The organism is Actinoplanes subglobosus (assembly GCF_042650585.1).
Lineage (GTDB): Bacteria > Actinomycetota > Actinomycetes > Mycobacteriales > Micromonosporaceae > Actinoplanes > Actinoplanes subglobosus.
Window position 1 is genome coordinate 589,546 of the sequence record NZ_JBHSBL010000019.1, and the last position, 18,766, is coordinate 608,311.

An 18,766-nucleotide genomic window follows, 5' to 3' on the forward strand; every position below is an offset into this window, starting at 1 on the left:
CCGTCGCCGTGCCCCGGATCGCCGCGGCCCGCGCCGCCGCCCGGACCCCGGGGATGCTCGCGCGGCTCGCCGCGGTCGCCCGGCGCCGGCCGGGGCCGGTCGCGGCCGGTGTCGCGTTCGGGCTGCTCGGGCTGTCGGCGCCGTTCGTGTTCGGGGTCGACCTGGCGAACTCCGACGCCCGCGCCCTGCCCGCCTCGGCCGAGGCACACCGGCTGCAGGCGGCGGTGCAGCGGGACTTCAACGGCGGGCAGGCCGATCCGGTGGTGGTCGTCGTCGACACCGACCCGTCCGGCGCCGAGGTACGGGACTTCATGAACACGCTCAACACCCTCGACGGGGTCCTGCGGGTGGCGCCACGACCGGAGGTCGCCGGGCCGGTGGCCATCGTCGATGTCACACCGGAAGCCGGTCCCGTCTCTCGTGACGTGGTGCGGGCGGTCCGGGCGCTGGAGGTGCCGTTCCCGGTGCTCGTCGGTGGTGCGGCGGCCGAACTCGTCGACTACCGGGACTCGGTGGCCGGGCGGTTCCCACTCGCGTTGCTGGTCGTGGTGCTGTCCACGGTGGTGCTGCTGTTCGTGCTCACCGGGTCGCTGGTGATCCCGGTCAAGGCACTGCTGATGAACGCGCTGACCCTGCTCGCGACACTCGGCGCGCTGGTCGTGGTGTTCCAGTGGGGTGCCGGTGACACGCTGCTGGGGTTCTCGTCGTGGGGCGCGATCGACGTCACCACGCCGGTCCTGCTGTTCGTGTTCGTGTTCGGGCTGTCGATGGACTACGAGGTGTTCCTGCTCGCCCGGATCCAGGAGGAACGCGACGTGCACGCCGGGATCGTGAAGTCGGGGCCGGTGGTCACCGCCGCCGCCCTCTGCATCGGCGTGGTGTTCGCCGGCTTCCTGCTCGGCGACCTGATCGCGGTCAAGGAGATCGGCTTCGCGATGGTGGTGGCGCTGCTGATCGACGTCACGGTGGTCCGTGGCCTGCTGTTGCCCGCGGCGATGACCCTGCTCGGCGACTGGAACTGGTGGTCCCCGGCACCACTGCGCCGGCTGCACGACCGCTGGTTCGCGCCGCCGGTGCGCGGTGCCGTGGAGCCACTGGTCAGCGCGTCTGGTCGATGACCAGCGGCCACCAGGCGTCGGCCTCGAACGCCTGCGGGTCGATGGCGCGCAACTCGCCGCTCAACCGCAACGCGCGCTCGCGGCGGCCCTGCTTGCCCTCGTCGGCCTCGACGAACAGCGCGAATTTCCACAGGAACTCGACGAACTGCCGGAAACTGGAGTTGACCGCCTGGATGTCCTGCTCCTCCAGGTCGAACTGGAGGACCTCACCGGTGCGCTGATCGAGGACGTAGAGCAGATTGTGGTTCTCCGCGACCGCGCCGACGACCGTCAGCTTGATGTCGAGATCGCTGTCCTCGCCGGTCAGGTGCAGGATGTCGAACATCCCGATCTCGCCGTCGAGGAAGGCGGTGTAGACGACGGTGACCTCCAGCGGGATCTCGTCGCCGTCGGGCAGCGCGGCCGCCGGGACACCGTCCGCGATCCACTTGTCACGGGGGTAGGCGAACAGCTCATCCGGCCCCCAGACGGCCGGGAAACGTGGATCGACCGCCATCAGGCCTGCCCCTCCGGCAGCTCGGAGACCACGCCGGCGGCCAGCAGCAACCGCAGCCAGGTGTCGCTCAGCTCGCCCTTGTCCGGGCCCTTGGCGACCCGGTGGGTCAGCGACCCGGCACCGAGCACCGTCGTCACCAGCTCGGGATAACGCGGCCCGAAAACAAATTCATTGAAGAATGTGGGTACGTCAGGCGCGAACTCGTGCGGCTCGAAATCATCGTCGGGTGACTCGTCGACCTGCATCCACGCGTCCGCATCGGCGAAATAGACGTCACCGCGGACGATGTCCATCACGATGGGCTCGCCCTCGAACTTGTCCTGGAATCGAGTCTGGTACTGCGACTGCCACAACTCGGCACCGATCGCGATGACCTCGTTGATCGGCCGGTGCTCGTAGACCGGGATGGCCAGCCACGCCTGCTCGTCGAGGATCTCCGGCGGCACGGCGAAGCGGAAGAACGACCCCTCCACCAGGCTGAACAGGCTGAAAGCGTCGCGGACGCCCGGCGGGCAGTCGTCGATGACGGGCAGCGGCACCGGCTCCTCGATGCGGACGTCCAGCCCGCGCTCGGTGGCGAGCCGGCGGAACGCGTCGACTTTCGGGCGGAGCTCGTCAAGGGCAGTCATCAATCTTCGATTTCTATTCGTATTCGGGTACCGAATGGGACGTCACGAAGCGCATTTTGAATTTCCGAGCCCATGGTCCTATTCGTATAGGCATCCATGAGGCGCAGGTTAGTATACTCGTCACCCCCGTCGAGCTGCAGCTCGTGAATGTGGTCGGGATCGAGGCCGCCGTCACCCGGTTGGGGCGCATATCCCTTACGCAGTGGCAGCAGGATTCCGGCGCGCGTCCTGGCGGCCGAGGCCTTCCGCTCGGGGCTCTTGTCGATCTGCCGGATCATGCGCCACCGATGGGTGTTCGGCTTCGTGCGGCTGATCTTGTATTTGGGGTCCCACACCTTCCCCCGCTCGGCGGGGGTGGCCTTCTTCAGCTTGCCGGCGTCGGCGAGCTTCTTGAGGTCCCGGGCCTTGCGATCGAAGTCGGCGGCATGGAAGCCGGTGCCCCGCCGAAGGACCAGGACCGCCTCGGGCGCCTTGTCCGGGTCGACTGTCGTCTTCCCCTTGCCGGTCTTGAAGACGTTCGCGTTCTTCAGGATCGCGGAGACGATCTTCGCACCGCCGTCGGCGGGCGGCTGCCGGGCCGGCCGGTCCCGTGTCCTACCCGCCATTGAGGACCGCGTCCACTGCCATACCGATCAACTGGTCGATGATCATCCCGCTGATGATTTTGAAGATCGGGATCTCCAGCAGCGAGGCACCGAACGTGACCGCCGCCGTCGCGATCGCCTGCGCGATCTGGATGGCCAGCAGGATCAGCTGCACGATCACCTGGATCTTCAGCACCAGCACGATCCCGGCCGACACCATCAGGCCGATCCCGATGATGTTCGCCGGCATCACCGCGTCACCGATGTTGCGCGGCGCCGACTCCTCGTCGTTCCACTCGGTGGCGAACGCGGCGAAACCGTCACCGGAGTTGTTCTCCAGCACCGTGCGGGCCGCCGCGTTCAGCTGCTCCACCGAGGAGTTGATCTGATCGGCCATCCCGGTCCACACACCGGCCAGCTCGAACAGCTTCGTCTCGTCGGACTCCGGCCAGTCGTAGCCGAGCAGCGACAGCAACGAAGCCAGCTCGCCGGGAATCTCCAGACCCATACCCCGCCCCCGTCAGCCGAGCCGGCCGATGATCGCCGTGAACAGGTCCGCACCGGCCTGCTCCGCGGCCCGCAGATTCTCCGCCATCTGATGCAGCGACGCCGAGTAGTCCTCCAGGTCGATGATGTTGGTGGTCATGCACTCGGCGACCGCGTCGAGGCAGGCCTGGTGCGCGATCCCCAGCAGCATCCCGATGTCGTCGCCGCCGAACGCCTCGGCGTGCGCGGTCACCTCCGACGAGAACCTCTCGAACACCGCGCGAACGTTGCCGGTGGCGGCGAGCAACTGGTCCGCGCCGGCCGACACGGTCTCCGGATCGGTGTCCAGCGGGCCACTCACCGGCCACCCCTGTGCAGCCGGCGCATGGTGTCGGTGACGCCCTGGGTGATCTCGCGCATCTGCCGCAGGCTCTCGTCCTGCAGGCGCTCGACGACGGCGGTCATCGCGTCGAGATCGGGCATCGGCTCGGCCGTCGCGGTCGACGCGGCCCGCTGCTCGAGCACGTCGTTGACGGCCGCCCGCACCTGATCGGCCAGCTCCTCGCTGCCCAGACGCAACGCCCGCGGGTCGATGGACAGCTCGGTGACCAGACCGGCGCCACCCAGCGTCACCTGGACCAGGCCCTCGGCCGCCTCAGCGGTCACATCGGCCGGAGCCTCCGGCCGCACGGCATCCCGGACCTGCACCAAAGACGCGCGCGCCTGCTGTAGCTGCTGCTCGAGCTGCACCTCGTTGAACACCGGCCCCTGTTCCCCCGTCACCAGATCGGATCCACGCCGGATGATTCTAACGATCCGGCGCCCCCGGATAGGAACCCGTCGATCGTCGGCGTGGGCCGGTTGCGGCGCTGAAGGACAATCCGCTGGTGGATCTACGGGTGGCGCTCGCGGTGGCCGGGACGGCCGGGCCGGCGGCGGAACTGGTGCTGCGACGGCGACGGCCGCGGACCGCCCACGGGCGTTACGCGGACTGGGTTCATCCCGGTGGTCCGCTGGCCCGGCCGGTTCAGGCGCTCGCCAACAGCCGGGCCGTCCGCGCCGCGTGCGAGGTGCTGCCCGTCCCGCCCATGGTCAGTGACATCACCGACGTCGTATACGTCAACTACCTCGTCCCCGCCACGCGGCTGTTCCCCCTCGTACCACCGGGTCTGGAATTGCAGCGTGTCGGACCGGACGCGGACCTGGCCGTCTTCAGCTTCCTCGCCTACCGGCACGGGCATCTCGGTCCGCCGGCGCTCGGACGGTTGCGCCGGCTGCTGCCGTCACCCGTGCAGACGAACTGGCGGATCTACGTCCACGACCCGCGCACCGGCCACGCGGGAGTGCATTTCGTCACCACCGCCGTCGATCATCCGGCGCACGCGCTCGGCGGGCGGCTGCTCTGCGAGGCCCTGCCCATGCACCTGCTGCGCGAGGCCGCGGTGGAGACACCCGATGACACCACGGTCACGGTCCGGCTCGACCCCGGGCGAGGCAGCGCCCCCGACGTCTCCGCGCGGTTGACGGTCGCCCCGGACCCGGCCGACGGCCCGTGGGATGCCGCTTTCACCAGCTTCAAGGACATGCTGGCGTACGTCGTACGCCAGGACCGTGCCCTGTCGGTCCAGGAGTGGCACCACCACACGACCCGGCAGGAGATCCGCCTCGACATCGCCCTCGACGACTGCCGCCCGCTGACCGGCCCGGTCCGTTCGGCGGCGGCCCGAGCCCTCGTCGGCGACGCCGAACCGTTCAGCTTCCACGTCCCGGCCGTGCGGTTCCGCTTCGACTCGGAAACCCACGAGCCGCACTGACCTGCACGCCAGGCCGGTCACATCGCACTCCCCGGGTACAGACCCCGGAGGAGGAACCACCCGTGACCGTCGAGCCCGACCGTGACCGCGAGACCGAGAAGGTCGTCAACCTCATCGCCACCACGTTGCCCGGCGCCTACCTGCTGTCCGGTTCCCTGGCCGTGACCGCTTTGACCGCCGCCGTCGTGCTCGCCGTGGTGGCTTCTCGCCGTCCCTGACAGAAATCCCCACCGGCGATTGCACGCCCGCCCCCGCTGCCCGCACCTTTACTGCAAAACCACTCGATGGCGTGGAAGGGAGAGGGCAGCAGCGCCATCCGACGGCAACCGGATGTCGCTGTCAAGCCAAAAGCGCCACTGCCACACCCCGCACAACACCGAAATCAGGGAGGGCAACCCCGATGAGCAGATCCCCACCGATGTTGAGGAGAACGCCATGGGTTCGCCGTCTGGAAAGCCCGCCACCTTCGACGCCTACTACCTGGCCGACTTCCGGTCACTGACCTGGTTCGCCATCCGGATCGGAGCGTCGTCCGTGGACGAGGCCGAGGATCTGGTTCAGGACGTCATGCGTACCGTGCTGAACCAGTGGGCGCAGATCGAAGCACCGCACGCGTACGCCAGAGCGGCCGTGCGCCGGGAGATCTGCCGGGTCAGGACCCGGACGACCCGCCGGCATGACGCCGAGGTACGCGCCGCGGCGCAGACTCTCCAGCAGCGCAGCCCGTTCGACGAGGACACCACCACCGTTCTGGCGATGCTCCGCACCTTGCCGCCCGCACAGCGAGCAGTGCTCGCACTGACGACTGACGGCTACGAACCCGGTGAGATCGCGGAGATCACCGGACAGAACACTGCCACGGTCCGGTCCAACCTCCGTCACGCCCGCCAGAACCTGAAACGCCTGATGGCCGACACGGCAGGAAGGGAGTTCGATGGACCTTGACGACACCATGGACGCCGAACTGGACCGGTTCCTGGCCCGTGCGACCGCGTCCGCCCTGACCACCCTGACCGCCGGGATCGACGTGGCCCAGCGCCTCCGGGAACTGCACGCCGACCCGGCGCCGACAACGCCGGACGACGAACCACGATAAGCCGCTCACCGCCACCGGTAGCGGGTCTGTGACGACTCGCTACCGGTGGCGAAGGCGCCTACCCGGTCGCGGGCGTGTTCTCCTCGACGATCGCGATCGTTGACAGGGCGGTGTCGAAGTGCGGGGTGAGCCGCGTCTTCGTCAGGGCGAAGGCGATCCCGCGTACCGGATCGGCGTAGGCGTAGCTTCCGCCGCCGCCGGGCCATCCGATCGCCGCCGACCGCTCCTCGGCGGCGGCACCGATCCGGCCGATCGGAAAGCCCAGGGCCATCCGCACCGGCGTTCCGAAGATCACATCATCTCCCTCGTACGCGACAGCCGACATCCCCGCGAACCGGACGGGGTCCGCCAGCGCCCGGTCGAACACCGTGGCCAGCGCGTACGCCGTGCCGGTGGCGACTGACGGGATGTCAGCCCGCAGGATCTCGGCGCTGTTACCGAACCCGGCGCTCGGCGCGCTCTCCCACGGCCCGGGGATCCCGTCCCGCTCCTCCTCGTCAAGAGGGGGCAGACCAGGAAGCGACTCCTCCGGTACACCGTAGAAGAGCTGCCCGTCGAGACCCAGCGGTTCGGTGATCCACTCCCGGAGCAACTCACGCACCGGGTGACCGGTCGCGCGCCGGGCGATCTCGCCGACGAGATAGCCGAAGGTGTAGGGGTGGTAGCCCATGGCCTCGCCCGCCGGCCAGCGTGGTCCGGCGGCGGCCAGCGCGTCACAGACCGTTGCCCAGTCCGGCAGCTCGGCCGGCCCGATCCCCTGCGGCATGGCCGGGAGCCCTGCCGTGTGGGTCAGCACGTGCCGCAGTGTCACAGCGGTCTTGCCGCCCGCACCGAACTCCGGCCACAGATCGGCCACCGGGTCGTCGAAGCCGGTGAACCCCCGGGCGACGAGCTCGTGGGCCAGGACGGCCGTGACGTTCTTACCGGTGGAGAAGCTGAAGATCGGCGTCCGGGCGGTGACCGGCCCGGCGGCCGCGTCGACGATCAGTTCACCGTCACGGTAGGCGGCCGCCTGTACCGCGCTCTCCGCACCGGAGTCGACCAGCGTGTCGAGGTGGCGCTGGATCCGGTTCTGGAGTTCGGTCGTCGCCATGCCCACGACATGCCCCGTCAGACGCCGGAATCACACCTGCCGCCGGTGAGAACCGGCTCGGGTCGCGTATCTCGTCCCGGCAGGGCATAGTGGCCCGCGGCGTCATCGACCGATGTCGCCCGCCCCCGGAGAAGGTGGATGGACGTGACCGCGCACCGCTGGGCCCGAGCCGCCGCAATGATCGTGCTGACCACGGGGACGCTCGCGGTGTTCGCACCACCCGTGGCAGCCGCGCCGGCACCGGTCCGCATCCTGAGTGTGTCGGCGGAGAACGTCGCGCCCGGCGAGACGGTGCGGGTGAAGTTCCGGGTCACCAACACCGGATCCGCGACCGAGACGGCGATCGTCGTGGTCGGCGGCGGCCTGCGGTGCACCAGCGGCTGCCGGGCCGAGCCGAGTCTCGGCGCGGGCAAGAGCAAGGATCTCGCGGCCACCGTCGTCGCGCCCAGCGTCGCCCCGGGTGAGAGCAGCGGTCTCAACATCTCGGTCGGTGTGCGGCTGGGTGGGCAGAACAGCTACGACTTCAAGATGGTCAACGTCTCCGGGGCGGAGAAGCCGGCGGCCGGGGTGGACCGGGTCACCGGCCGGGTCCGGGACACCGGGGGCAAGGCCGTCGGCGGTACGACGGTGACCGTCCGGGACAGTGCGGGGCACGAATACCGTACGACGAGTGGCCCCACCGGCCGGTTCTCGATCAGGTCGAGTGCCGCCGAGCCGATCGCCGCCGGGTCGATCAGGGTCGTCGCGACCCGCAACGGCTACCGGACCGCCCGCGCCACCGTCCAGGGCACCGCCGGCGACACGGCGACCGTGCAGATGACACTGGCCGCCCTGGTCGAACCCGTCCGGACGTCGTCCTCACCCCGCGTGTCACCGAGCCCGCTCGCCGCCGGGGACGACGACACCCCCGGCCAGAAGCCGACCATCATCGCCGAGGCCGCCCCCAACCTCGACCCGGTCAGCGACGAGGGCAGCGGCCCGTTGCCGTTCGTCTTCGGCGGCCTGCTGGTGGTGGCGGGCCTGGCCGCCCTCGCACTGCTGCTGGTCCGCCGCCGCAACGCCCGCGTTTAGACGGCTCGTCCCCCGCCGGGCACGCGCGCCCTGCCCGGCCGTCGGCAACCTCAGCGGACGCGCCCGCAGCATCAGCCGACACGTCGCCGCGAGAGCAGCCCGTCAGCAGCGTCAGCGGTCGCGTCACCCAGCCAGAGCACCCCGTCGGCAGCGTCAGCGGTCGCGTCACCAGCCAGAGCACCCCGTCGGCAGCGTGGTTCAGCGCATACGATCGGCGATCGTGTGCGTCGGGCGTCGCGATGGCGCGGATGAACGATCACGATGAGTGGATCGTGATCGTTCATCCGCGTGATAGCGATGGTGAGGTCACACGTGCCCCGTTGTGTGTGCTCTCATCGCCGCCGGATGAGAACCTCCGACCGGTCGCGACGTGGTTCAGCGGAACGGCTGCAGGGTGGCCCGGATCGTCTCGGCGGCGCCCCAGTCGTCGTCGAACTGGGCCACGACCGCCAAGTGCTGCCGCAACTGGATGATCGGCATGCGGGAACGCCAGCCGTCGTCCAGGCCGGTCAGTTCGGCGTAGATGTCGAAGAACCGGCGCGACTCCGGCGGCGGTGCCGTGGTCCAGAGATGGGCCAGGTCCACCTCGGCCCACATGTACGACACCGCCGGGTCGATCACCGCCGGTTGTCCATCCAGGGTGGCCAGCACGTTCTGAGCCCACAGGTCGCCGTGTGTCAGGCAGGCCGGCCGGTCCGGAAGGAGTTCGGGGAGCCGGTCACACAATCGGTGCATCGCGGCCCGGTCGGCCGGATCGAGCGCGGCCTCGACGCGGGGCTCGGACAGCCAGCGGAGCAACCGGTGCTCGGCGAAGAAGGCGAACCCGTCGCCGGCCCAGGTGTTGACCTGCCGGCGACGGCCGAGCCAGTTGTCGCGGTGCCATCCGAAGCGGGGATGAACAGTGCTCGTGTGCAGGTGGGCGAGCCCATGGGCGAACCGCTCCCAGAATCCTGCGCTGACCGGCCGCGGCTGCAGGAGCGATAACACGAGCAGCTCCCGGTTGGCGAGGATCACCTCGGGCGTCGCCAGCCCGCCGACCTCGCGCAGGGCCGCCAGCCCTTCGGCCTCAGCTTCGAAGGCGCCGCTGTCCAAGGCGCCGCCGTCGGATTCTGCGGCGAAGGCCTTGACGAACATGGAGGAAGCGTTCGTCCGGTGGGCGATCCCGGCGACCGCGGCGAGTCCACCGCTCACCGACTCGACGGAGATGACGTCGTTCATCCCCGCCCGCGACAACCCAGCAGCAAGGAAGTTCATCGGCCGACGATACTGGCGGCCTGCCGGCCCACGCCGGCAGACCCTTGGCCCGCACGAGGGACACGGTGTCCGGAGCGGACAACACGGCCAGGGCACGCGCCCGCCGCCCGTGCTGACGCAGATCGGGCACCGCCCGTTCGATCTCCTCGTATCCGGCCCGGGCCGCACCCTGCTGCCGCAGCATCCGGCCGAGTGCCAGCCCGAGTTCGTCACGGACGCCGGGTTCCAGGCGACGGTCTGCGAACAGGTCACGCCGCACCGGGATGGCCGAGGTCTGCGCGACGCTCTCGATGGCGGACCGCTGCGTGACGGCGTAGCGCCGCACCAACCGGCGACCGGTCGCTTCCCATCCCGTCATGGGCCGCACGATAGGCGTACCCCCGACAGCTTTTCGCCGCTCGGCGGCGAGCGCGCCGGATCCGGTTTGTCCGAAGTGGATGATGTGGTGCGTCCAGTTCTGCGGGACCGCCTGATCGGACCATTCCTGCCTCCGGAAAAGGCGGGTTACGGTCCGGGCGATCGCGCTTCACCGGAAACATGAGCATCGATTGATCTATCTGTCCGGGGGGATCATGCGCACCAGTCTCCGCAGGGGCCTCGCCGCCGCCGTCTCGGTGGCCACGACCGCGGCCCTGCTCCTCGCCCAGCCGGTACCGGCCTCGGCGACCTCACTCGACGACGTGTTCGCCAAGATCCTGGTCAAGCAGGTGACCGGGGCGAACGCCAGGAAGCACCTCAACGCGCTGCAGGCGATCGCCGACGCCAACGGCGGGACCCGTGCGGCCGGGACGCCCGGCTACCAGGCGTCCCGTGACTACGTCGCCGACAAGTTACGGCGTGCCGGTTACAAGGTCACGCTCGATCCGATCAACTTCGTGCAGGGCTGGGTCGAGAACAACCCGCCCACGCTGGAACTGACCGCGCCGACCGGCAAGGCCTGGGTGCCCGGTCAGGACTTCGTCACGTTCACGCCCTCCCCGCCCGGCGACGTGACCGCACAGGTGCAGGCTGTCGACCTCACCCTGCCGCCGACGCCGACGCCCACGTCGACCAGTGGCTGCGAGACCTCCGACTTCGACGGTTTCGTCGCCGGCCGGATCGCGCTCATCCAGCGTGGCACCTGCCCGTTCGTCACCAAGATCCGCAACGCGGGTTTCGCCGGCGCGTCCGGGATCATCGTGTTCAACGAGGGGCAGCCCGGCCGTACCGACCCGTTCCCGCTCGACATCGGCGAATGGCGGGCCGGAGTGCCGATGGTCTTCGCGGGTTTCGCCGTCGGCAACGAACTCGCCGGCACGCCGGGCGCCACCGTCCGGCTCAAGGTCGACGCCACCCTGACGCTGGGCACCGACCACAACGTGATCGCCGAGACCCGGACCGGCAACCCGAAGAACGTCGTGATGGTCGGCGCCCACCTGGACAGCGTTCCCGAGGGCCCGGGCATCAACGACAACGGCTCCGGCAGCGCCGCGATCCTCGAGACGGCCCTCCAGATGAAGCACTTCCCGGTGAGGAACAAGGTCCGCTTCGCGTTCTGGGCGGCCGAGGAGCCCGGTCTGCTCGGCTCCGACCAGTACGTCGAGGGCCTGTCCGCCGCCGAGAAGGACAGGATCAGGCTGTACCTGAACTTCGACATGGTGGCCTCGCCGAACTACGCCTACAAGCTGTACGACGGTGACGACTCCGACGCGGAGGGCTCGCCGGCCGGGCCGCCCGGTTCGGCGCAGATCGAGAAGCAGCTCGAGGCGTTCTTCGACCGTCGCGGGCTCGGTCATGTCGGCACCGACTTCGACGGCCGGTCGGACTACGGCCCGTTCATCGCCGTGGGCATTCCGGCCGGCGGCATCTTCACCGGCGCCGAGGGCGTCAAGACGCCCGAGGAGCAGGCCCTGTTCGGCGGTACGGCCGGTGTCGCCTACGACGTCTGCTACCACCAGGCCTGCGACACGATCACGAACATCGACATGACGGCACTCGACGTCAACGCCGACGCCATCGCCGACTCGGTGGCCCGGTTCGCCTTCAACACCAGCGCCATCCCGTAACGGCAACGTGGCCTCCGGTCGTTCCACGGCCGGAGGCCCCCGGGGAACATCAACCACGCACCCAGGACGCCATGCCATCGGCCAGGTGCAGCTCACGATCACACAGCGCCGCGGCCTCCGGATCGTGGGTCGCCAGCACCACTACCGCGCCCCGCGCCGCCTCGCCCCGCAACAGCTCCAGCACCCGTTGACGGTTCGCCGCGTCCAGCTCACTGGTCACCTCGTCGGCGAGCAGCACCGCACCCCGCAACGCCAGGCCACGAGCGATCGCGGTCCGCTGCTGCTGCCCGCCGGACAGCTCGTCGACCAGCTGATCCGTCTGACCGGACAATCCCAGCGAGGCCAGCATCTCCGTCGAGTAGCGGCGTGCCTCCGCCGACGTCCCACCGGTCGCCAGCACCGCCACCGCCACGTTCTCGACAGCCGTCAGAATCGCCGCCAGACCGTTGTCCTGCGGCACCAGGACCACGCCCAGGCCCACCGCATGATCACGGTTGACCAACGGCACACCGTCCACCGACACCGCACCCGACCGGGGCACCAGCAACCCCGCCATCGCGTTCAGCAACGTCGACTTTCCCGCACCCGACGTGCCGGTCACCGCCAGCAGTTCGCCGGGCCGGGCCTCGGCCGTCACGCCGCGCAGCACCGGGGCGGCGTCCCCGTACGCCAGGTCCGCCGCGTCCACCGTCAGCGTTCTCATCGCACTCCCCGTGTCACAGCGTTCCCCGGCGCGTCACACGCCGGCGCAGATCGCGTCCCGTGGCGAGGGCCACGGCCGTGAGCACCAGCAGGACCACCGCACCCACCGCGAGCAGCACGGTCACCCGCGGCCAGCCGGGCAGCGGGAGGTCCGGCGGGTACGGGCCGGCGAGCGGCAGGGCCCAGCCGGTGACCAGCCACGCGATCGCCGCGACCGGCAGTCCGACCACCACGGCGGCGGCGACCAGCGCCGGGTACGTCAAGAGCATCGCCTGTCCGGCCGGTCCGGGACGCAGCCCCTGGTTCCGCAGCGCGGAGAGGTCCTCGACCCGGCGGCGCCGGTCCACCGCTGCCGACAGCACCAGCGCTCCCGCCCCCAGCAGTACGGCCAGGGCGCCGGCCAGCACATGGAACCCGAGCGCCAGCGCCGGTCCCTGCTGTTCGAGGCGGCGGCGGATCTGGTCGGAGCGGACGTCGTCGACGACGGTGAGACCCTGTGCCGAGACCCGGTCCAGGATGTCCGGCGGGGCCGCGGCGTTGAGCCAGATCTGTGGCGCGTTGCCGAGGCCGGCGTTCATGGTCATCCGGTCCGCGTACTCCAGGTCGACCACGACGGCCCGGCGGCCCAGCTGGGGCACGACCGGCAGGGTCGCGGCGTCGGTGATGAGCATGGGCCTGCCGTCCAGGCCGTTGATGACGCCGCCGGCGGGGCGGCCACCGGCGGCGGCGACCGGGATCGGGTCAAGGGTGCTGGCCGGCTTGATCCAGACGAGCGGGGACACGCTGATCGATTCGGCGAATTCGACCCGCAGGCCGTCCGGCGCCGACGCGACCCGCACCTCCGGGCTCGCCCGCCAGCTGTCCGGGTCGGCCAGCCGGGCCACGGGCAACACCTCCCGGTCCGGGCCGGTGGCGCGCACGCCCCGGAGCACCACCTCGGCGGTGATGCGGGCCGTGCCGGTCCGGGCGAACCCGATGCCGTCGATCCGGCATCCCTCCTGGCAGACCTCGATCTTCTGCCGGTACGTGGCCGGCCCGTTCTGCAGCTCGCCGAGCTCGATCACCGCGTCACCGATCCCGTTCAGGGACGAGACCGACACCTGGAGTCGCAGGCCTCTCGTGCCCGGTGCCAGGCCGGACGCCGACACGTCGACGGCGATGTCCGGGCCGGGGAACTCCGGTGGGGCCGGCAACTCCGGGCGTAGCCGGCCGGCGACCTCGGCCGGGCCGGGTCCGTCGTCCGGCCACGCCGCGACGGCCGCCAGCCGGGTGGAGTCCACGGCCAGGCCGGGCGGGTCGGCCGAGGAGGCGCCCGGGGGCAGCCGGGTGACCGCCATGGCGAAGGCACCGTCCGGGTCGATCCGGCGCACCGCGGCCAGTAGCTGCTGGGGTTGTGCCGTCTGCACGGTGAGGACCCGGTCCGCACCGATGCCGAGGGTGGCCTCGACGGTGCGGCCGGCGGCGGCGGTGTCCACCGCGCTGGTCGCGTAGCCGGCCACCGCCACGGTGGCCACCAGCAGGGCGAAGAGCCGGCCGGCGCCGGGTCGGCGGGCGAGCTGCAGACCGGCCAGGGCGACACCGAGGCGGCCGCGGTGCAGGGCGCGCACCGCGTACCGGCTGATCAGGGGAAGCAGGACGCGGGCGGCGAGCAGGCCGAGGGCGAGCATCAGGATGGCGGGTGCGAACAGGCCCACCCCGGTCAGTGACCCTTGGGAGAGGACGAGCTGGACCGAGGCGACGACGGCGAGGAGTACGGCGAGCGCCTCCGCCGCGATCGCCCACCGGCCGTTGCCGGTGGTGGGGTGCCGGCGCAGCAGTGCGGCGACCGGTCCGACGAACTGGCGGCGCTGGGCCACCATCACGGACAGCAGCGCCACCCCGGCGGCCAGCGGTGCGTAACGCAGTGAACTCCAGCCGGCGGGGATGCCGACGTCCGGGAAGACGATCGCCGCGACCGCGTTGACCAGCAGTTGCCCGATCAGACAGCCGAACAGGGCGCCGGCCAGGACCGCGACGAGGCTCTCGCCGGCCGCCAGCCACCACCGTGTCCACCATCGCGAGCCACGCAGCGCGACGACCGCCAGCTCGCTCTGCCGGCCTTCGAGGCCGTAGCCGACGGTGAGGAAGATGGTGAAGCAGGCGAGCAGGATCAGTGGTACGGCCAGCACCGGCACGAGCAGCCGGGTCGACGACTGTCCGATGTCGATGCGGTCCAGCAGTGCCGGCATGCCGGTGTCGATCTGCACCGCCATGCCGATGTCGGCGGTGTTCTGATTCAGATTCCGCAGGTCGGTCCGGAGCTGGCCGAGACGGTCGGGATGCAACGCGGCCGGTCCGGCCCGGCCGTCCATCACCAGCGTGATCCGGCCGTGGTCCATCGTCTGCTGGGTCACCGCGGTGGTGAAGATCGGTTCACCCGGGCCGGTCTCCGGTGTCGAGGTGAAGTAGCCGCGGCCGCCCCAGTAGCCGGCGCCCGGCTCGGTCGTCCGGTAGGTGCCGGCGATCAGGAGGCGCCGCGGCTTGCCGTCCGGTAGCCAGATCTTCCGCTTCGGATCCGGACTCGGTACTGCCGACCGCAGCTCGACCGAGTCGCCCGCCTTGAGGTTCAGCCGCTGCGCCGTGTGCTCCCCGAGCAGTACGTCGCCTTCGGCGGCCAGGCAGCGGCCGGTCAGGATCCGCAGGTGGGCGCAGACGTCCTGGCGGTAGACGAAGCGCCCGGCGTTCGCCGGATTCGGGTCGATGCCGATGACCCAGTACTCCGCCGAGTAGACGTAGGTGAAGCCGGGCAGAGCGACCAGAGCGGTGGCCACGTCACCGAACTGCAATCCCTGCTCCGCCTGGCCCGGGGTCCCGGTGCCGTCGCCGGTGTCCACGCGCTCGTCCTGCACCGTGCTCGCCACCAGCCCTAGCTCGTTCGGCGCGGCGGTGGCGATCTGCCCGACGGCGACCGCACGGTCGACCGCGATCAGATAGGCCGGCGCAGCGACCGCCGAGGTGACCGCCAGCAGGCCGAGCAGTGCCAGGGTGACGGCCTGCCCGCGGCGGTTCCAGAGCATGACGAAGACCAGCGAGATCATCGGCCGTCCTCTTTCGGATCGGCTCCGCGACCGGCCGAGGTGCCGGTCGGCAGACCGCCGCTATCTCGGTCGGGCGGTGCCGGGGGCGGCACCGAGCCGGGCGCCCGCAGGCTGCGAAGGAGCGGCAGCACCGACAGCCACCCGGTCACCCCGAGCACGACGAGGGCGACCAGCGCGGACAGGGCGAGCGCGGCGCCGCTGAGCGTGCCCGGCGGGGGCAGCACCGCCCAGCCGTCGGTGAACGGTGGCACCACGATCCGGGTGAGCGGCCCGACCAGCGCGGCGGCGAACACACCGACCGACAGACCGGCCAGTACGAGGGCGGCCGTCCCGGCATGACCGGTGGTGACCGCGACCGGGGCGGGTAGTCCCTGCTGGCGCAGCGCCTCGAGTTGCCTGCGCAGCGTGGGCCGGTCGACGGCGACAGCGACGGCTGTGGTGGCCGCGGCGAGCAGCAGCGCCGCCACGCCGGCCAGCAAACCGAACCGCGCGACGGCCGCCGGTCCCTGGCGGCCGAGGACGGCGGATCGCTGCGCGACGCTGTCGTCCGTCGTCACGGTGAGCCCGGCCGCGGTCAGGTCGGCCACCAGGCCCGGGCGGGCGCCGGCGGAGAGCCAGACCTGGAACTCCCCGGGCGGATCGCTCCCACCCGCGACACGGCTGGTGGCGTCCAGGTCGACGAGGATCCCGGCCCTGCCCAGCCCGGGCAGGGCCGGCACGGAGCCGGCGACCCGCGCCGGGGCCCGGCCGAACGAGGTCAGCAGCGGGTCGGTGAGCCGCCACTCGGCCGGAGCTTCGCCGGCCAGCACCACCGGCAGGGGCATCGAGGTGTCGGATGCCCAGACCTCGGTGCCAATCACCGGCACTGCCAGCTCGTTGCGGTCGACGGACAGCCGCAGGCCGTCGCCGGTCGTGGCGATGTCGATGGCGACGCCCCCGACGGCCGGCCGCCACCAGCCGATGTTGCCGAACCCGGCGGGGTCCAGGACCTCCGCCGCCGGGCCGTCCTGCCGGAGGCTGCGCAGCGTCACCACGGTGTCCGGCGGGAGCGGGCTCGACCTGCTCGTCCAGCCCGGCGCGGTCAGCCCCCAGCGGACCAGGCGACAACCGGGCGCGGCGGCGCATCCGGGCGCCGGAGCGGAGACCGCGCCCTCCCCCGCGCTCAGGACACCGAAGTCGACCTGCACCGGCAAGCCGGTGCCCTCGTGCTGGAGCAGCAGCTCGACGGCGACCGGGGCCGTGCCCTCGCGCCGTGTCCGCAGGGTCAACCGGTCGCCGGTGACCACCGGCAGCGGTTGCACGCTTCCGGCCGCCGTGGCGTCCGGGAGCAGGCCGACCGGCCCGAACTCGGGGCGCCACTCGGCGACCGCGGCGAGCCGCGTGGTGTCCACGGCCAGCACCCGCGGGATGGTCGTGGTGTCGGTGACCACCGCCATCGCCTCCCGGCCGCCCGGATCGGCCCGCCGGACCGCCGCGAGCAGGGCCGTACGGTTCGGTGCCTCCACCGTGAGCACCCGGGCTGCGCCGAGCTCCGCGGCGCTGCGATCGGCCCGCACGGTACGGTCGGCGGCCAGCCCGCCGGCCGCCGTGGCGAAACTGGCGACCGCCACCACGATCAGGGCGAACACCCGGTCGGCGCCGCGTTGCCGGGAGACGTGGACGGCGGTGAGGCCGAGCCGGAGCCGCCCGGCACGCAACGCCGCGCCGCCGATCCGGTCGGCGACGCGTACCAGCAACCGCGCGGCCAGCAGCGCGATGGCGAGCGCGGCGAGGGCCGGCGCGGCGGTCTTGAGTCCGTCCTCCGACCCGCCCGACCGGGCCTGGTAGACCGCGGCGGCCGCGAGCGCGGCGAGCACCTGGTCGACCAGGGTGGAGCGCCAGTCGGCGCGTCCCGCCGCCGAGCGCTGCAATAGCACCGCGACCGGCTGCCGCAGCACCAGCACCTCACCGATGATCAGCACGAGCAGGCCGCCGAGCAGTACGGCGGCGACGGCGGCTCCGACGAGGGACAGCGCGACGACCCGGTCGCTCGGGGGTACCGGCCCGGCGAGGCCGGCGGCGAGCAGAAGCCCGGCGGGCGCGCCGGCCAGCACACCGAACAGCAGCGGCACCAGGTGTTGTCCCCAGGCCAGCCGCAGGATGCCGCCCCGGCTCACGCCGCGCAGTTTGAGCAGCGCCAGGTCGGTGCGCCGGTCCCGGCCGGTGCAGCGCCCGGCGATCCCGATCGCGAACCAGGTGAGGATCAGCATCTGCAGGCCCGCGGTCAGGACGCCGCGGCGTATCGTGGCCCGGTCCGCGGCGATGCGTTCCAGCACCGTGTCGATGCCGGTGATCATCCGCAGCCGGTCCAGGCTCAGCCGGTCCTCGTCGGCGGCCAGCGCGGCACCGAGGCGCTGCGCGCCGTCGCCGCGGATCAGCTCCGGCGGGACCTGGGCGTCGTAGGTGAGCGTCGGGTCCGGGAACCCGGCGGAACCGAACGTCTCGACCGGTGTGAAGACCGGGTCCAGGCCGGGGACCTCGGCCCGGAACAGCGGATTGCTCCAGTACGGGTCCGCCGGATCACGCATCGAGTAGCGGGCGACGACGGTGAACCGGAACGGGGCGCTCAGCTGGCCGAGCAGGGTCAGTTCGTCGCCGGTCTCCAGCCCCAGGTTCTGGGCGGTGGCGTTGCTGACCGCGATCTGGAAGGGGGTGGACGGGCAGGGTCCGTCGAGGCGGACGTGCTGACAGAAGTCGTCCCGGTAGGCGGCGGCCATGACCGCTTCTCCGTCGACCCGGGTGACGCTCAGCCGCAGCTGGATCCCGCGCACCGGCTGGTCCAGTGAGCTGGACAGCCCACCGGCGGCGAGGTCGGCGAACCGGCGGAGCGCACCGGCCGCGTCGTTCTGGGTACTGGTCTCGGTCTGGATCGAGACGTTGCGCTGGGCCGCCGTTGCGGCGCTCAGCTGCGCCTCGGCGGCGCGGGTCGCCGAGGCGTAGGCATACCAGGGTCCGGCGGCGGCGACGCCGGCGGCGAGCGCGGTCAGCACGAAGATCGCCAGTACCTGCGCGGTTCGCGCCCGCACCGCGTCGAAAACGAGCGCGAACAAGCTTCACCCTCCCCCGATCAACGGGCAGGCTACGCGATAGCCACCGGATGTGGGGGGCACTGTGCGGTTGCCGCGTGCCGTGGGCCGACGCAGCTGTCCGCGACCATCCCGGCCCGCCACGGCCGTCCTGCGGGGATGGGAAGCACACACCGTAGGACGTCGGCCGAGGGGCGGCGGCCGTGCCGCGGGAGATGGAGGTCGGTACGGCGGGT

General features: G+C 71.5%; 19 protein-coding genes. 8 read left to right on the top strand and 11 right to left on the bottom strand.

All coding sequences use genetic code 11. The features are described from left to right. On the top strand, positions 1 to 1,118 hold a 1,118-nt coding region (locus ACFO0C_RS28155), incomplete at its 5' end, for an MMPL family transporter (protein ID WP_378069709.1). On the opposite strand, the gene ACFO0C_RS28160 is transcribed toward ACFO0C_RS28155, so the two are convergent. From ACFO0C_RS28160 to ACFO0C_RS28185, 6 genes are read right to left on the bottom strand one after another with little or no spacing between them, the layout of a single operon-like run. After that, positions 1,099 to 1,614, bottom strand: coding sequence for an SUKH-4 family immunity protein (locus ACFO0C_RS28160; protein WP_378069710.1), 516 nt, complete (start codon positions 1,612 to 1,614; stop codon positions 1,099 to 1,101). The two genes, ACFO0C_RS28155 and ACFO0C_RS28160, sit on opposite strands and share 20 nt — an antisense overlap. Further along, positions 1,614 to 2,243 carry a hypothetical protein gene (locus tag ACFO0C_RS28165; RefSeq protein WP_378069711.1) on the bottom strand — a complete coding sequence of 210 codons (630 nt, stop codon included), beginning with the start codon at positions 2,241 to 2,243 and terminating at the stop codon, positions 1,614 to 1,616. Before ACFO0C_RS28165 ends, ACFO0C_RS28160 begins: the two co-directional genes overlap by 1 nt. After that, complete coding sequence (locus tag ACFO0C_RS28170; RefSeq protein WP_378069712.1) at positions 2,243 to 2,848, bottom strand: hypothetical protein; 606 nt, start codon at positions 2,846 to 2,848, stop codon at positions 2,243 to 2,245. Before ACFO0C_RS28170 ends, ACFO0C_RS28165 begins: the two co-directional genes overlap by 1 nt. Then, a complete protein-coding gene (locus ACFO0C_RS28175; RefSeq protein ID WP_378069713.1) occupies positions 2,838 to 3,335 on the bottom strand; it encodes a WXG100-like domain-containing protein in 498 nt (165 codons plus the stop codon). Before ACFO0C_RS28175 ends, ACFO0C_RS28170 begins: the two co-directional genes overlap by 11 nt. 12 nt (positions 3,336 to 3,347) lie before the next feature. After that, positions 3,348 to 3,674, bottom strand: a complete 327-nt coding sequence (locus tag ACFO0C_RS28180; protein WP_378069714.1) for a hypothetical protein — start codon at positions 3,672 to 3,674, stop codon at positions 3,348 to 3,350. Continuing rightward, complete coding sequence (locus ACFO0C_RS28185) at positions 3,671 to 4,096, bottom strand: YbaB/EbfC family nucleoid-associated protein (protein WP_378069715.1); 426 nt, start codon at positions 4,094 to 4,096, stop codon at positions 3,671 to 3,673. The genes ACFO0C_RS28180 and ACFO0C_RS28185 overlap by 4 nt, the downstream gene beginning before the upstream one ends. Positions 4,097 to 4,200: 104 nt before the next feature. Here ACFO0C_RS28185 and ACFO0C_RS28190 point away from each other — a divergent pair, with 104 nt between their 5' ends. From ACFO0C_RS28190 to ACFO0C_RS28205, 4 genes are all read left to right on the top strand, one after another. Continuing rightward, positions 4,201 to 5,127 carry a DUF2071 domain-containing protein gene (locus ACFO0C_RS28190; protein WP_378069716.1) on the top strand — a complete coding sequence of 309 codons (927 nt, stop codon included), beginning with the start codon at positions 4,201 to 4,203 and terminating at the stop codon, positions 5,125 to 5,127. 62 nt (positions 5,128 to 5,189) lie between these two features. Next, entirely contained in the window at positions 5,190 to 5,345 is a 156-nt protein-coding gene (locus ACFO0C_RS28195; protein WP_378069717.1) for a hypothetical protein, read from the top strand. Between the two features lie 217 nt (positions 5,346 to 5,562). Then, positions 5,563 to 6,072: an RNA polymerase sigma factor gene (locus ACFO0C_RS28200; RefSeq protein WP_378069718.1), complete on the top strand. Its 510-nt coding sequence runs from the start codon at positions 5,563 to 5,565 to the stop codon at positions 6,070 to 6,072. Beyond that, the gene (locus tag ACFO0C_RS28205; protein ID WP_378069719.1) at positions 6,062 to 6,223 is read left to right on the top strand and encodes a hypothetical protein; all 162 of its coding nucleotides are present in this window, start codon (positions 6,062 to 6,064) and stop codon (positions 6,221 to 6,223) included. Before ACFO0C_RS28200 ends, ACFO0C_RS28205 begins: the two co-directional genes overlap by 11 nt. A 58-nt stretch (positions 6,224 to 6,281) precedes the next feature. Here ACFO0C_RS28205 and ACFO0C_RS28210 read toward each other — a convergent pair whose 3' ends face one another. Continuing rightward, positions 6,282 to 7,316 (bottom strand): serine hydrolase domain-containing protein, encoded by a 1,035-nt coding sequence (locus ACFO0C_RS28210; protein ID WP_378069720.1) that lies wholly within the window; start codon positions 7,314 to 7,316, stop codon positions 6,282 to 6,284. Positions 7,317 to 7,460: 144 nt separating this feature from the next. On the opposite strand from ACFO0C_RS28210, the gene ACFO0C_RS28215 reads away from it, so the two are divergent. Continuing rightward, positions 7,461 to 8,387: a carboxypeptidase-like regulatory domain-containing protein gene (locus ACFO0C_RS28215; protein WP_378069721.1), complete on the top strand. Its 927-nt coding sequence runs from the start codon at positions 7,461 to 7,463 to the stop codon at positions 8,385 to 8,387. A gap of 375 nt (positions 8,388 to 8,762) precedes the next feature. Here the strand turns inward: ACFO0C_RS28215 and ACFO0C_RS28220 are convergent, their stop codons facing one another. Then, the gene (locus ACFO0C_RS28220) at positions 8,763 to 9,641 is read right to left on the bottom strand and encodes a fructosamine kinase family protein (protein ID WP_378069722.1); all 879 of its coding nucleotides are present in this window, start codon (positions 9,639 to 9,641) and stop codon (positions 8,763 to 8,765) included. Between the two features lie 109 nt (positions 9,642 to 9,750). Here ACFO0C_RS28220 and ACFO0C_RS28225 point away from each other — a divergent pair, with 109 nt between their 5' ends. Both ACFO0C_RS28225 and ACFO0C_RS28230 read left to right on the top strand, forming a co-directional pair. Next, complete coding sequence (locus ACFO0C_RS28225) at positions 9,751 to 10,182, top strand: hypothetical protein (RefSeq protein WP_378069723.1); 432 nt, start codon at positions 9,751 to 9,753, stop codon at positions 10,180 to 10,182. 31 nt (positions 10,183 to 10,213) lie between these two features. Next, positions 10,214 to 11,686: a M28 family metallopeptidase gene (locus ACFO0C_RS28230; protein ID WP_378069724.1), complete on the top strand. Its 1,473-nt coding sequence runs from the start codon at positions 10,214 to 10,216 to the stop codon at positions 11,684 to 11,686. A gap of 49 nt (positions 11,687 to 11,735) precedes the next feature. Here the strand turns inward: ACFO0C_RS28230 and ACFO0C_RS28235 are convergent, their stop codons facing one another. The 3 genes from ACFO0C_RS28235 to ACFO0C_RS28245 are packed head-to-tail and all read right to left on the bottom strand — an operon-like array spanning position 11,736 to position 18,554. Continuing rightward, positions 11,736 to 12,389, bottom strand: a complete 654-nt coding sequence (locus tag ACFO0C_RS28235) for an ABC transporter ATP-binding protein (protein ID WP_378069725.1) — start codon at positions 12,387 to 12,389, stop codon at positions 11,736 to 11,738. Between the two features lie 13 nt (positions 12,390 to 12,402). Next, positions 12,403 to 15,465: an FtsX-like permease family protein gene (locus tag ACFO0C_RS28240; protein WP_378069726.1), complete on the bottom strand. Its 3,063-nt coding sequence runs from the start codon at positions 15,463 to 15,465 to the stop codon at positions 12,403 to 12,405. Continuing rightward, complete coding sequence (locus tag ACFO0C_RS28245) at positions 15,462 to 18,554, bottom strand: ABC transporter permease (RefSeq protein ID WP_378069727.1); 3,093 nt, start codon at positions 18,552 to 18,554, stop codon at positions 15,462 to 15,464. The genes ACFO0C_RS28240 and ACFO0C_RS28245 overlap by 4 nt, the downstream gene beginning before the upstream one ends. Between the last annotated feature and the right edge of the window lie 212 nt (positions 18,555 to 18,766).

Bases quoted from the DNA above. Each gene is read 5' to 3' on its own strand.
- ACFO0C_RS28235 (WP_378069725.1), bottom strand. From the start codon at position 12,389: ATGAGAACGCTGACGGTGGACGCGGCGGACCTGGCGTACGGGGACGCC.
- ACFO0C_RS28160 (WP_378069710.1), bottom strand. From the start codon at position 1,614: ATGGCGGTCGATCCACGTTTCCCGGCCGTCTGGGGGCCGGATGAGCTG.
- ACFO0C_RS28210 (WP_378069720.1), bottom strand. From the start codon at position 7,316: ATGGCGACGACCGAACTCCAGAACCGGATCCAGCGCCACCTCGACACG.
- ACFO0C_RS28230 (WP_378069724.1), top strand. From the start codon at position 10,214: ATGCGCACCAGTCTCCGCAGGGGCCTCGCCGCCGCCGTCTCGGTGGCC.
- ACFO0C_RS28200 (WP_378069718.1), top strand. From the start codon at position 5,563: ATGGGTTCGCCGTCTGGAAAGCCCGCCACCTTCGACGCCTACTACCTG.
- ACFO0C_RS28205 (WP_378069719.1), top strand. From the start codon at position 6,062: ATGGACCTTGACGACACCATGGACGCCGAACTGGACCGGTTCCTGGCC.
- ACFO0C_RS28175 (WP_378069713.1), bottom strand. From the start codon at position 3,335: ATGGGTCTGGAGATTCCCGGCGAGCTGGCTTCGTTGCTGTCGCTGCTC.
- ACFO0C_RS28220 (WP_378069722.1), bottom strand. From the start codon at position 9,641: ATGAACTTCCTTGCTGCTGGGTTGTCGCGGGCGGGGATGAACGACGTC.
- ACFO0C_RS28240 (WP_378069726.1), bottom strand. From the start codon at position 15,465: ATGATCTCGCTGGTCTTCGTCATGCTCTGGAACCGCCGCGGGCAGGCC.
- ACFO0C_RS28165 (WP_378069711.1), bottom strand. From the start codon at position 2,243: ATGACTGCCCTTGACGAGCTCCGCCCGAAAGTCGACGCGTTCCGCCGG.
- ACFO0C_RS28170 (WP_378069712.1), bottom strand. From the start codon at position 2,848: ATGGCGGGTAGGACACGGGACCGGCCGGCCCGGCAGCCGCCCGCCGAC.